General features: G+C 42.2%; 11 protein-coding genes. 4 read left to right on the top strand and 7 right to left on the bottom strand.

Annotated elements, in window-relative coordinates:
* Positions 1-38 precede the first annotated feature (38 nt).
* On the bottom strand, positions 39-1,112 hold the full coding sequence (prfA, locus tag HUJ22_RS01370) for a peptide chain release factor 1 (protein WP_366870992.1): 1,074 nt from the start codon (positions 1,110-1,112) through the stop codon (positions 39-41).
* A 151-nt stretch (positions 1,113-1,263) separates the two neighbouring features.
* Here prfA and HUJ22_RS01365 point away from each other — a divergent pair, with 151 nt between their 5' ends.
* A complete protein-coding gene (locus tag HUJ22_RS01365) occupies positions 1,264-2,424 on the top strand; it encodes a 5-(carboxyamino)imidazole ribonucleotide synthase (RefSeq protein WP_290872642.1) in 1,161 nt (386 codons plus the stop codon).
* Positions 2,425-2,453: 29 nt separating this feature from the next.
* On the opposite strand, the gene HUJ22_RS01360 is transcribed toward HUJ22_RS01365, so the two are convergent.
* Positions 2,454-4,391, bottom strand: a complete 1,938-nt coding sequence (locus HUJ22_RS01360; RefSeq protein WP_290872639.1) for a hypothetical protein — start codon at positions 4,389-4,391, stop codon at positions 2,454-2,456.
* A 14-nt stretch (positions 4,392-4,405) separates the two neighbouring features.
* Positions 4,406-5,053, bottom strand: a complete 648-nt coding sequence (locus HUJ22_RS01355) for an outer membrane beta-barrel protein (RefSeq protein WP_290872636.1) — start codon at positions 5,051-5,053, stop codon at positions 4,406-4,408.
* A 93-nt stretch (positions 5,054-5,146) separates the two neighbouring features.
* On the opposite strand from HUJ22_RS01355, the gene purE reads away from it, so the two are divergent.
* The 3 genes from purE (at position 5,147) to HUJ22_RS01340 (ending at position 6,617) form a co-directional block, all read left to right on the top strand.
* The gene (gene purE / locus HUJ22_RS01350; protein ID WP_290872634.1) at positions 5,147-5,638 is read left to right on the top strand and encodes a 5-(carboxyamino)imidazole ribonucleotide mutase; all 492 of its coding nucleotides are present in this window, start codon (positions 5,147-5,149) and stop codon (positions 5,636-5,638) included.
* A 227-nt stretch (positions 5,639-5,865) separates the two neighbouring features.
* Positions 5,866-6,126 (top strand): RNA-binding protein, encoded by a 261-nt coding sequence (locus tag HUJ22_RS01345; protein ID WP_290872631.1) that lies wholly within the window; start codon positions 5,866-5,868, stop codon positions 6,124-6,126.
* A 170-nt stretch (positions 6,127-6,296) separates the two neighbouring features.
* Complete coding sequence (locus HUJ22_RS01340; RefSeq protein WP_290872628.1) at positions 6,297-6,617, top strand: heavy metal-binding domain-containing protein; 321 nt, start codon at positions 6,297-6,299, stop codon at positions 6,615-6,617.
* A gap of 73 nt (positions 6,618-6,690) precedes the next feature.
* Here HUJ22_RS01340 and dnaJ read toward each other — a convergent pair whose 3' ends face one another.
* The 4 genes from dnaJ to HUJ22_RS01320 form a co-directional block, all read right to left on the bottom strand.
* On the bottom strand, positions 6,691-7,881 hold the full coding sequence (gene dnaJ / locus HUJ22_RS01335; RefSeq protein WP_290872600.1) for a molecular chaperone DnaJ: 1,191 nt from the start codon (positions 7,879-7,881) through the stop codon (positions 6,691-6,693).
* Positions 7,882-7,890: 9 nt separating this feature from the next.
* Positions 7,891-8,478: a nucleotide exchange factor GrpE gene (gene grpE / locus HUJ22_RS01330; protein WP_290872597.1), complete on the bottom strand. Its 588-nt coding sequence runs from the start codon at positions 8,476-8,478 to the stop codon at positions 7,891-7,893.
* Positions 8,479-8,676: 198 nt separating this feature from the next.
* Positions 8,677-10,329 carry a hypothetical protein gene (locus HUJ22_RS01325; protein WP_290872594.1) on the bottom strand — a complete coding sequence of 551 codons (1,653 nt, stop codon included), beginning with the start codon at positions 10,327-10,329 and terminating at the stop codon, positions 8,677-8,679.
* 19 nt (positions 10,330-10,348) lie between these two features.
* Complete coding sequence (locus HUJ22_RS01320) at positions 10,349-13,207, bottom strand: TonB-dependent receptor (RefSeq protein WP_290872591.1); 2,859 nt, start codon at positions 13,205-13,207, stop codon at positions 10,349-10,351.
* Positions 13,208-13,343: the final 136 nt, after the last annotated feature.

Genomic DNA, 13,343 nt, shown 5'->3' with positions numbered 1-13,343 from the left:
GCTCGTTTCTTAACTGAATCGGGCTTTTTTTATATGCTTTATTGCTCAGCTAAGGCGTTCAGTTTTTCGAGATTATCCTGAACCCGAAGTGCTTCAATAGCTTCATCGATCCCGCCTTTCATGATATTATCCAGATCATAGAGTGTAAGATTGATGCGATGATCGGTGAACCGGCCCTGAGGGAAATTATAGGTACGAATCTTTGCGGAACGGTCACCGGTTGAAACCTGGCTTTTTCGTTCAGCAGCCCTCTCTTTCTGCTTCTGCTCCAGCTCTATGTCGTACATCTTAGCCCGAAGCATGGTCATAGCTTTCTCTTTATTCTGATGCTGAGAACGCTCTTCCTGGCATTCTACTACAATACCGGTTGGCTCGTGAGTCAGACGGATGGCAGAATCCGTTTTGTTAACGTGCTGTCCTCCTGCCCCACTCGCCCGGAATGTATCCACACGTATATCAGACGGATTAATATCAATATCTACATCTTCTACTTCAGGGAGTACAGCTACTGTTGCAGCTGAGGTATGAACCCGGCCCTGACTTTCGGTATCAGGAACGCGCTGCACCCGATGTACGCCACTTTCATACTTCATCTTTCCAAAAACTTCATTCCCTTCCAGCGAAAACACAATTTCTTTATATCCACCCTTCTCAGAATGATTAATACTCATGATGCTCATTTTCCATCCCATCTTATCTGCATAACGACGATACATCTCAAATAAATCACCGGCAAATATCGCTGCCTCATCTCCTCCCGTTCCGGCTCTGACTTCCACAATGGCATTTTTGGAATCTTCCGGATCTTTGGGAATCAGCTTCATTTTGATGGCTTCTTCTAATTCAGCCAATTCCTCTTTGATTTCCTTATTCTCGTCACGTGCCATCTCTGTAATCTCGGCATCCTCATTCATCTCAATGAGTTCTTTGTTTCCTTCTTGCCGGTCTTTGAGATCTTTCCAGGTATCATAGTCCTCAACGAGTTCTTCTAAATCGCTGCGCTCTTTGGTCAACTCAGTATATTTTTCCGGATCATCAAATACAGCAGGGTCGCTCATAGCTGCATTTACTTCTTCAAACCGGGATTTTATCTGCTTTAGCTTTTCTTCTATATCCATGTGTAAGGCTGAATTTTTATGGTTTCGAAATTAAGCAATTCAACACTGTATTGATAGAAGTAATCAAATCTTTCATTCCTCAAAATTTGTAAGCCATATTTTAAAATCATAGCTCAAAATCCTTACCTTAAAAACAAAAAATTCCATGCCCAGCACTTCACTTCCCTCAAATCTTAAGATCGGCTTTCTAGGAGCCGGACAACTTGCCCGTATGAGCGCCCTTCAAGCGTTTCGATTTGGAATACAAGTAGCCGTTTTCTCAGACCGCCCAGAAAATGAACCCGTTCAGTTTATGACACCTTTTTCAACTTCCGGCTCTTTTGAGTCTGTGGATGACATGGTGGCATTTGCCAAAGATTGTGACGTTATCACTCTGGAAAATGAATTTATCAGTTCGGATATTCTGAAGCAGGTTCAAGAGAAAAGCGGTACTCCAATTTATCCTTCACCGGAGAGCTTTGCGCTGATTGAAAATAAGCTCATTGAAAAACAAACTTTTGAAGCCGCCGGAATTCCGGTTACACCTTATAAACTTATTGACGGGGAGTCTGACTTAAAGACTTTTGGGGATGAATATGGGTGGCCTTATTTGTTAAAATCTTCTAAAGGCGGATATGACGGTTACGGAAATGAAACCGTTCGTGATTTAAAATCAGCAAAAAAAGCCTTTGAAAAGCTGGGGGGTAATGATGGAAGAGACATAGTTGCTGAAGCTTTTGTGGATTTCACAAAAGAATTGGCTGTTCAGGTTGCCCGTAATGAAAGCGGAACCGTGGTTTATCCTTGCTGTGAAACGGTACAGAAAAATCATATTTGTGTTGCGGTTCTATCTCCCGCACCGGTTCAGGAAAAATATCAGAAACAAGCCCAAGAACTTGCGGTCAAAGCTACCGAAGCCATTAATGGCAAAGGAATTTTTGCCTTTGAGTTTTTCTTGACTAAAGATGGTAAACTTCTCTTAAATGAATCGGCTCCTCGCCCGCATAATTCAGGGCATTACACTATAGAAGGCACTGTCGCATCCCAGTTCGAAAATCATGTTCGGGCTGTTTTAGGACTTCCATTGGGTTCAACTGAGTTAAACAAGCCTGCAGTAGCCATGATTAACTTATTAGGCACTCACAAGCGCCCTGCTAAGCCGGACAATATTCAGGAAGGCCTTGCATCAGAAAATGGCCATCTACACGTATACGGCAAAATTGAGAGTAAACCGGGACGAAAAATGGCCCATTATACTTTACTCGGGGAAAACCTGGAAGAAACTTATAAAAATGCCTTGCATGTAACCCGGAATATTGAAATTTAAAACTCTAAATTTTCTCAGCTCTTAGGTACTTAATCCAAGCTCAAATGCATTCCTAAAAATACCGTAAAAGCATGTTTGTGGCTTATAGGATGAACTCTGAATTTTTGATTAGTGATATTCTGCATATCCAGGCTAAATGCGAAACGCTGTTGCCAAAAGTATTTTTTAATACCCATATCCCATTGCAATCGCGGAGCTGATTCGGCTTCATATATTTCCGTTTGAAGGGGATTAATTCTTACTTCCATCCCATCTATTTGCTCTGCTAATGCCCATCTTGATTTTGATTGTGCCTGAATGCGGGTCCATAATTTAAAAGAATCAACAGGCTTAAAATTCAGGTTCATGGTAACCCGATGTTGCGGTATCATATCAAATAAAGCTTCCTCGCCTGACAGTTGACGGGTCATGGTATAGCTTAAAGTTTGGCGTATGGAGGGAGTAAGATGCATATTTATTTTAACCGGTACGGTTATAAAAGACGACTGTAAATTGGGAATAAAATTAAACGCACCGGTTTGAATTCTTTGCCCGTTTGATTCCAATTCGTAATCAAAAATATATTCATCTATACTGCGGCTGTAAGCTGTGGCAATATTCAGCCTCACCCGGTTTGACATCTCCATCTCCCATCCTAATCTTAGCTGCATAAATACTGATTTCTTCGGAAGTTCGCCGGGTTGATAAGTTGCCAGTGTATCACTGCCGAAACCCTTTTCCCCCATCCAGTACCAAAGGCTGTTATCCTCTTCAGGTAACCTTTGAGAATAAGTGGCCTCAAAGGAAAGGACTTGTGTATTATTCAAGTAAGTTTGCAATCCGGCATTAACTTTAGCAGCCATATTACTTCCATTTACAAGGGTAAGATTGGTTGTTCCGGTTAGTTTTTCTGCCAGTTTGTACTTCAATAAATGGTAAACTGAAATATGCCCGCCATTTAATGTTTTACCGGATGATGACTCGTCTTCCAGCTCATATAAATCAGCCTTTAAGCCAACTTTCTGTATACCCTTTTCAAAATTATGTGTATAAGAAGCTGTTCCCGAGAGCACCTGCTGTTCCCATCGCAGCCATCTGTTTTCTTTATTCGGATACTCTTTGATGTGGTTGACATTATAACTGATACCATAATCAATAGTTCGGTTTTCAGCGACCTCTCCGGCTCCATCCAAGGATAAAAACCCCCATTTTCGATCAACGGGAATTTCAGTCCCATACAAATCCGTATAAAGGAAATCGGCGGTTTCAGTTGCTCCCAGCTGTAATCGATGAGTAAATTTTTCATGAGTAATATCACCTTTCACAAAAGCTGATGTACTTATGATTTTTTCATGTCTGTAATCTCCCGCTCCAAATTCAAATGGAGTTAATCTGCGAAATTCCAAAGCATCGGTCACGGCATGGACAAACTGTTTGAAACCAGCTTGTACTCCATATTTTTTATCCCGATAAGAGATGAGAGCATCAGCTACGGGCCCCAAGCGTTCAATATTTCGGGAAGCCAAATCCGTATATACAAATGGCCCCGGATCACCGGATTTATTACCTAATGCCAGGTTTGCTTGCGCTTGCAAACCTTCTCTTCCGTTCTTTGTGTAGATAAAAATACCCCCTTTCTCAGTAAATTCGCCCTCATACAACATGGGCTTCTCTACTATTACCACTGAATCGATTTGTGAAATAGAAACCGGCAGCAAGTACAAGCTTTGAGAATTCCAGCTTTGCAGGTGAATTTGAACTCCATTTATATAAACCGGCCACCAAGCTCCACCCGGCCCGGCCAAACTGCTACGTGCAAACTGGATGGTAGCATCATCATTGGTGGCAATAGACCAGTCAGAAGTAAGGGAAAAGATATCGTATAGCGTTTGTATTTCAATTTTGTCGATATCATTGGCCCTCCACACGGTTTTCTGGGCTGAAACAGATGAGCCAATAGCCATTGCTATTACTAATACCGAGGACATTCTTACAAAAAGACTCATCGCAACACCATCCTTAACCATTCCGGCGTATTAAAAGTCCGATAAATGCCTAAACCCACATAATTTAACTTCATTTTAGTTTCTGTGTACACAACATTCCGGGTCCATTGCAATCGAACGCCCCAATTTTGGGTAAAGTCATAACTTACATCAGCTCCATACCTGAACCCAATTTCACTTTCCGGGCTGGTACTTCCAAACCTTTTCTCGGCTCTTTCCTGTTGCTCATTACTTACGTTCTCAAAATTCATCATCGAAAAAAGGGCCCCGAATGAGCTTCCAATTTCGATTCTATTTATAATATTGAAGTGCATGCCCCACCCAACTGACGCTTGAAGATTATCAAAATCCGGTAAGTCCATTTGATCATTTGTACCGGTAAATGACGTATATCCACCGCTAATAAAAAAACTACCTAAATAAAAAGGAGTGCTAAATTCTACGTGGAATGCGGGAGACGGCGACCAGTAATCATGAAAGTAATTCCGGTTTGTGTTCTCTTGTAACGAAATCATGACATCTATTTCCCTAAATGCCGGGCTATCGTCTTGTGCCTGTACCCATGTGCTTGTAGAAATTATCATCCCCGTGGCAAAAATCAAGATTCTGCTGATTTCAAAAAAGATTTTATACCTGATTGCCATCCCGATATACCTTTAGCTTTTTCTATTGTGATGCTCCTTCTATTTCCGCATCTTTTCCTGCAGTCAATATTATAATAATTACAGGTAAATATAATGAGTAATTCAAAGCCAATTGTAGGAGTGGTAATGGGCAGCGACAGCGACTGGCCTACCATGAAACAAGCCACAGAAATATTAGAACATTTTGGGGTGCCCTATGAAAAACGTGTGGTTTCAGCGCATCGAACGCCTGATTTAATGGCTGATTATGGCAAAGAAGCCCGAGACCGGGGAATTAAAATTATCATAGCCGGAGCAGGCGGAGCTGCTCATCTTCCGGGAATGCTTGCCAGCCATACCACTTTGCCTGTTATCGGTGTCCCGGTAAAAACTTCAGCCCTTGGAGGAGTAGACAGCCTTTACTCTATCGTGCAAATGCCAAACGGAATTCCCGTTGCCACCGTAGCCATTGGAAAAGCACAGAATGCCGGATTATTAGCGGTGAGAATGCTAGCCATGGATGATGAGAAACTGGATGAAAAGCTGGGTACTTATCATAAAGAGATGGCAGATGAATCCATAAAGAAAACTAAGAACCTTAACTGATATTCAAATTATACAATAATCTGCGTAAGAATTTTCATGCTAACCATACTAATTTGACCACATTTCAGCCATTAAATTAAATTCCCATAATCCTTTGTGATAGGTCTAAAATAACGTATTTTTATTTTTGGATTGACAATGGTACTTAGACTACAGCGATTTTTCAGACTTTAGTTCTGGTTTCACTTTGCTTTCCGATTTTTAATTTTTAACCAGATTTAGATACTATGAACATTTATGTAGGAAACCTAAGTTATGATGTTACAGACGACCAACTTAGAGAAGTATTTGAGGCTTACGGAGAAGTAAGCTCAGCAAAAGTTATCAGTGACAAATATTCCGGCCGATCAAAAGGTTTTGGATTTGTTGAAATGGATAACGATGCAGAAGCACAAGCTGCTATTGATCAACTTGACGGTGCAGAAATTGACGGCCGTGCTGTTAAGGTAAACGAAGCCAAGCCTCGTGAAGATCGTCCAAGAAAATAACAAGAATGACGACAGACGTCGTTAGCCTTCGCTTTTTTCATAAGATTTTAAAGCCTTTTTCATTTTTGGAGAAGGCTTTTTTATTTCCCCAATATTTTTAAAAGTAACTTTTACTCTTCAATTCAGTATACCCTCGCTATCTAACTTTAAAATAAACATGGGATTTTATCATGATAATGACGACCACCAATCATTTAGATAGAAAAGAAGTGCAAAAATATCTCGGCGTAGTAACCGGAGAAGCTATTCTCGGAGCCAATATCTTCAGGGATTTTTTTGCAGGGATCAGAGATATAGTTGGCGGCAGGTCAGGAGCCTATGAAAAAGAATTGCAATCGGCACGAAAGATTGCATTTGAAGAAATGGAAATGAAAGCCAATAGTGTTGGGGCTAATGCCGTAATCGGTATAGACCTGGATTATGAGACCATTGGTGCCAACGGAAGTATGTTGATGGTGACGGTCAGCGGTACAGCTGTATTTGCCGAATAGATTTGGTGGTTCAAAAATGTTGTGGCAGAGACGCAGAATCTTGCATTTCTGCCACAACGACCACACAAATTTATTACCCAAACATATCTTTCATTTTTGAGAAGAAATTTTTCTCACTGCCATCTGCATTAGCCGCATCAAAATTTTCTGAGTCTTTGAACGATTCCATCGCTTCTTTTTCAGCTTCGGTTAAATTCTCCGGCATATAAACATTCAGACGAACATATTGATCGCCCTCACCGGAATTGTTTAGCCCTTTTATGCCACGCCCTCGCATTCGGAGCATTTTACCGGGTTGTGTACCGGGTTCAATTTTTAGTTTTGCTTTTCCTTTCAGAGTTGGAACCTGAACTTCTGTTCCAAGTACCGCATCGGGAATGCTAAGAGTTAAATTGTAGTAAATATTATTTCCATCCCGATCAAAATGCTCGTGCTCTTTTTCCTCAATAAGCACAATCAGGTCACCGGCTGAGCCACCACGACGCCCTGCATTACCTTGCCCCCTTAGTGTAATATAATTGCCATTGGAGACACCGGAAGGAATATTCACTTTTATCGTTTCCTCCCCTTTTATACGACCTTCACCACTGCATTTCTTACACCGGTTTTTGATGATGCGGCCTTCTCCATTACATGTTGGGCATGCCTGTACATTTACCATTTGTCCCAACATCGTTCGTGTCACCTGGCGAACTTCCCCCATCCCATTACAGGTAGAGCAGGTTTCAAAATCTGAATTAGTTTCTGCGCCGGTACCGCCACATTCATCACACTTAATCTGCTTTTTAATTTTAAGCTTTTTCTCAGCCCCAAAAGCAATTTCTTCAAGCGTTAGAGCCATACGAATTTTCATATCCGAACCGGGTTGCCCGGGCTCTCGCCTTCCCCGGGAACGGCCGCGTCTTCCACCACCGCCAAAAGCTTCTTCTCCAAAGAATCCGCTACCGAAAATATCCCCAAAGCGACTAAAAATGTCTTCAAAGCCCATATTGTCGAAATCGACTCCGGCTCCGCCACCGCCAAATCCGCCCTGGCCATTTACACCGGCATGGCCATATTGATCATAGCGTGCCTTTTTATCAGGATCTTTAAGAACTTCATATGCTTCAGAAGCTTCCTTAAACTTTTTTTCTGCTTCAGCATCTCCCTTGTTGCGGTCGGGATGAAACTTCATCGCCTTTTTTCGATAGGCCTTTTTAATTTCGGCCTCCGAGGCGTTCTTATCGACTCCAAGTATTTCGTAATAATCTCTTTTAGTGGACATAAGTTTTATTTACTCGCTTACAATTACTTTAGCGTGACGAATAGTTCTGTTTCCAATTTTGTAGCCGCTTTCCAACACCTGCAGGACTACATCACTTCCGGTTTCTTCATCCGGAGCGGGTTGCTTCATCATGGCATCATGGAGGTTGACATCAAATGGGACTCCGGTTTCGTCAATGCGTACTACACCATGTTTCTCAAGTACACTTTTGAATTTGTCTGCCACCATTTGTACACCTTCAAGAAAGCTGTCTTCAATTTCTGATTCTTCAGCTGCTTTTAAGGTGCGAATCAGATCGTCTGCAATGGGCATAAAATCTTCAAGCGCCCCCGCTTTGGCTTCTTCAAAAAGTTGCACTCTTTCCCGTTGCACTCTCTTTCGCACATTTTCCAATTCAGCTGCTTTTCGCAACATTCCATCTTTTGCAGAAGCTAATTCATCTTCAAGCTCTTCAATCTTCAAATCTTTCTCATCTTTATCTGATTGCTCTTCACCCTCTTTGGCTTCGGTGTCAACATCCTGTTCTTTGCCCTCAACCTCCTCGGCAACCTCTTCATTTGTTGAGATTTCCTTTTCTGAAATATTTTCTTTACTCATTTACTTCTTAGCCTGAAATTTACTCTTTACAATTTTCTTTCTTTGAACTGAGTAGTGCAAATAGCATGCCATCTGCAACTTAGCTATATCGAAATGTCAAAGTTACTCCATTCTGACATCAGTTTTTGAAAATGGCATAAAAAAACCCCGTACTTAAATTAAAATACGGGGTTTATAAGTTTTATTAGTTCGTTACAATCAACTTCCACCTTGCTGACTCGCACAGTCTCCTGCACAAATCTGAACACTTGGCAGGTTAAGTACTTCAATTTTTGGAAGTTCTGCGCCGAATTTATTTTCAATGGTTTCGAGCATATCATTAACAATTATGGCATTACCTCTTGCATTTGGATGCACGCCATCTGTAGAAAGCACACCATTGGGGCTGAAATCCGGTTGTAAGTCTACACCGGAAACTCTAATTCCCGGTACCCCATCACTCATCCCAAAGATATCAAGAAATACGCCACCAGGTGCATTCGTGTCATATAAAGCTAAACGATCCGAATAGTTATCAACCGCGGCTGAAATAGATGCATTAAACGAAGCCCGACTCATTTCGATTTCCTGTTGTTCCGCCAGTGTCAGGTAATACTGATCTCCGGAAAGGGAGCCCGTTCCCAAATCAAAACCTAAAGGAATTACAACTCCTATTGGAGTGTCTGCCTGAGATGCATCTCCGTCAGCTTCTTTGCCTAAGACAGCACCTGCACTTATCAATACCAGTTCACCTTGTGTAAGAGGGCGAGATTGCTCATAAGGTACAAGAGCTGCACGTTGCTCCGGCGAAATTGCCTGAGCACTTTCTAATTGGTCAAATTTTGGGCCAAGATCTTCCAGTTCTTCATCTATCACCAATATGGGATTATTTCCTGCAGAGTAATTTATAAACCTTCTGTCTGCATCTTCCTGTGGATGTCCCAGAAAATCAACTGTAGCCTGAATAGCATCATTAACACCCTGCAGCCCGCCATTCAATTGCGTTGCCGTGGCTTCGTCTAGTGTGATGTTATTCCATCGAACGGCCTGAAATAGTGCAACTCCAAGTAATGGAGGAATATTCGCTACAATTCCATCAGCTGAAGTATTCCCCATCAATTGACCGATGGTAGCGTTAATACGAGTATCAAAGTCACTATTTGAAGTAAGAATAGCAGGATTTGAAGCACCGCTTGCAGCATATCCCAATACATCATTATTCCCTATCCATAAAGAGAAAAATGAAGGTTGGGATGCAATTGCATCACCTAGGATAGTGGAAGATCCGGGATTGCTTGCAAACCGTTGATAAAAAGGATTAAAAGCAGGGTTACCGGGATCTGCGGGCCCGCCGGTAGCAGGGGTCAATAACTGGCCGACTTGAATACCCGGAACTCCAAAATTATGAACATCGGGACCGGTATAAGCTGTTATAGCTTCACCGTTAACTACGGGAGAAGGCCCGGGAATATTGGTATCCAATTTAAATCGACCCAAGATTACACCTCCGGGCTGACTAACAACCGTGTTATATCCTGCTTCAGAATTTATATTCGGTTGCACGAACCCGTCAAAGGTATCGCCATCACTTTCAACGGCGACCTCAAGTTGAGCTGCCATAAGTGCAGCAATGGAGTTTCCCTGACCTAAATTATACAGGGCCCCATCCATATACCCTGCTGTAATTGAACTTCCAATGGTAATGAACTTTGTGAAATCAGTAGCACCCTGAGTTCCACTAACCTCTGTTTCGGTTGGCGGGGGATTATTTTCAAGCCTGTCGTCGATCAGGGATTCTTCCTGACCTTCACAACCGGTGAAAACAATTGCAATAACTAAGAGTAATTTTGATAATTGTTTTAAGCGTTTCATAATAAAATCTCTTTTTTAATTAGTTCAGGAATTGATCGAATGTGAGCGAAAAGTAGTAAATAGCACCCATTTTCGGGTTACCAAAAGATGTGGTGTATCGCTCATTTAATACATTGCTGCCACCTAATTTCAGGATGGTATTATAGTCAGATAGTTTATAACTGACCTGTGCATCAAGTGTGCCAAAAGCCGGCACTATGGCTGATCCAAAAGAGGACTCCCAAAGCATGGCATCCTGCCAGCGGTAGGTGGCATTGAACCCAATGTTATTGAATACATTTCGATTTGCCAGGCTAACATTATATCTCCATTCCGGAGTGTTGTAACTGGCTCGGAACCCTTGCTCAATTAATGCATCCTGATCTAACAGCTTATTGAAAGATACATTCCCGCCAAGGGTATAGCCTTTGGGAAGAGAATACTCGAGATTAAGTCCCCATCCGTGTGAATCTACAGTCCCGTCAGCGTTCACATCAAAACCGTATTCCTGGGTCACAACACCACCGTTGATGATAGCATCCTGGCCTGCTTCACTTTGTGAGTCAAAGCTTCCGGGATCTTCTGTCAACCCGTTTGGCACACCCTGAATAAACTGAATTTCCGCGATAAAATCGTTGTAAGAGCTGTAATAGTAGTACGCATCTACCATTAGCTGATCCCATATCAAAGCTTTGTAACCCACTTCATAGGTTTCAACTTTTTCGGTATCAAACTCTTCGAAATCTACAATTTCCAGTGCAGCACGTGCATCTTGAGCGGTCCCGCCACCGTTGGCGATCTCCCGGGCCTCTCTAACACTTTGTGCAGTGTACACACGATTTGTCTCAAACCGGTAGCGGTCAACCAGTTTTTGATTACTACCGATCAGCAAGCGACTTACAACATCAAGATTAATGAACTGATCTTGCGTTGTCGGAATTCGGAAACCTGTTTGGTAAGAAGCTCTGAAATTATGATCGTCAGCGACAGTGAAAGTTGCTGAGATACGTGGAGAAAACTGTCCGTCAAAATACTCATTCTTATCATAACGAAGAGAACCTTGAAGGTTCACATTGTCATCAAGGAAGCTCTTGGAAGCCTGTACATAGGCGCCCCATTCGTTAATGTTAAATTCTTCCTGATTTGCCACATCATCATAAGCAAACAGAGTCCCTTCAGAATTCAAATCATACATTCGGTAATTAGCACCTACAATAACTTCAACCTGAGAAGGGTCTATCACATTAGAGAGATTGTACATCCCTTCGGTATGGTAAAGGTCTGATTTATCAAGAAATAAAGCACCGCCTTCAGCAATTGAGAGCCCTCTTAGGCGATCTACTTCATCTTCAAAACCTTGAGTCCCCGGCAGGTAATTTTGTTGATTAGCCGTAGCCGCTGCATCTGCTTGTTGATGAGCTTGTTCTACCGTAGCACCCTGAGTACGAGCTCCTGCAAACGTCTGAAAATATGGCGTGATGTAAGCCAGTTGATTTACCCGGGTGGCAACCGTATTCGCCGCGTAGGTATCACCTGCATCTTCCTGTGTAGTATAGGCCCTAAAAAAGAAATTCGGATTTCTTAATTCAAGCTTTGCCGTCCAGATGTTGAAGTCATCCAATACAAAACGGTCGTTGGCAGTATATACCGTACTACCGAATCCAATGTTATACTGCCCTAAAACCTCATAGTTATCATTAATGCGGTAATGTAAAGCCGTACCCAGTTTCAAACTTTCGGTCGTATTGTCAACAAATTCTTCTTCCCTAAAACCGGGTGCTGAAAAATCACCTTCCGGTCCATCAGGTATCAATGAGCGAATGGCTGCTATTTGTGCTCCCTGTGCTCCACCTCCGGCAATTACGCCATCTGCGATGGCACCTAGGTTCAGCACACCATCCCCATATATATTAACTCCATCAAATACCCTGCGGCCGTCTCTTGGATAATCGCCACGTTCCACAATACCGCTTTGATCACGATAGTCCTGGGCTACAAAATCCTGTGCCCTTAGGTAAGATGCCGTCACTTTGTAGGCAAATTTGTTGTTCACCGCGTTACCATATCTGAAATCATAACTTTGGTAAAGTGAAGCATCTTCTACCTGACTGTCAATATGGTTGATGCCTTGTTTAATATTCAGTGAAAGCCCCTGGTATTCAAAAGGACTTTTACTGTTCATTAACAAAATTCCGTTCAAAGCATTTGGTCCGTAAAGAGCGGAGGCAGCACCGGGAATCAGTTCAGCGCTTTCCAGGTCCAGTTCCGAAATACCCACAATGTTACCTACGGAAAAATTAAGCCCGGGAGCTTGATTGTCAATGCCATCAATCAGCTGTACAAACCGGGTATTACCGTTAGCTCCAAAACCGCGGGTGTTAATTGATTTAAAGGTCAAACTCTGAGAACTGAAGTCAACACCTTGTAAGTTTGAGATCGCATCATAAAAAGATGGAGAGGCTGCTGTTTGAATATCCAGTACATCCATTTTCTCGATGGAAACCGGTGACTTAAGAATGCTCTCTTCAACCCGGGAAGCTGAAATCACCAAATCGCCACCTGAGATGGTTTCTTCCTCCAATACAATTTCAAGATCATCTACCACTGAATTAGTGATGTCAATCCTTTGCGACCGAAACCCTACAATAGAAACGATCAATGTTAACGGAGGATCTTGCTGAACCGTGAGGTTGAACGTTCCGTCGGGTTGGGTTGAAGTTCCTACTACCCTGCCTTCAACACGGATGTTAACCCCTGCTAACGGCTCACCCTGAGTATCAGTAACGATTCCTGAAATTACAGTTTCATCTTCTATATTGGATGCATACGCGTTTGAAGTACACAAACATAAGGTTAGCACCATACACAAAGTAAGTACTCGTTGAGTCATGTTACTCATTATATTGATCCTTTTAATTATTGTTAGACCGGCCATCATTATTTCCATCTGTAAATTTGCAGCTTTAGCCACATTGAAATTCTTATATTTCGGCCAAATTAAATGTAAACCAAATAAAAGTCTGTTTTTGGGATAA

Origin of the sequence: Gracilimonas sp. (assembly GCF_014762685.1) — a bacterium.
GTDB lineage: Bacteria > Bacteroidota > Rhodothermia > Balneolales > Balneolaceae > Gracilimonas.
The sequence above is the reverse complement of the archived record's forward strand: the minus strand, read 5'-3'. Positions and strand labels throughout refer to the sequence as shown.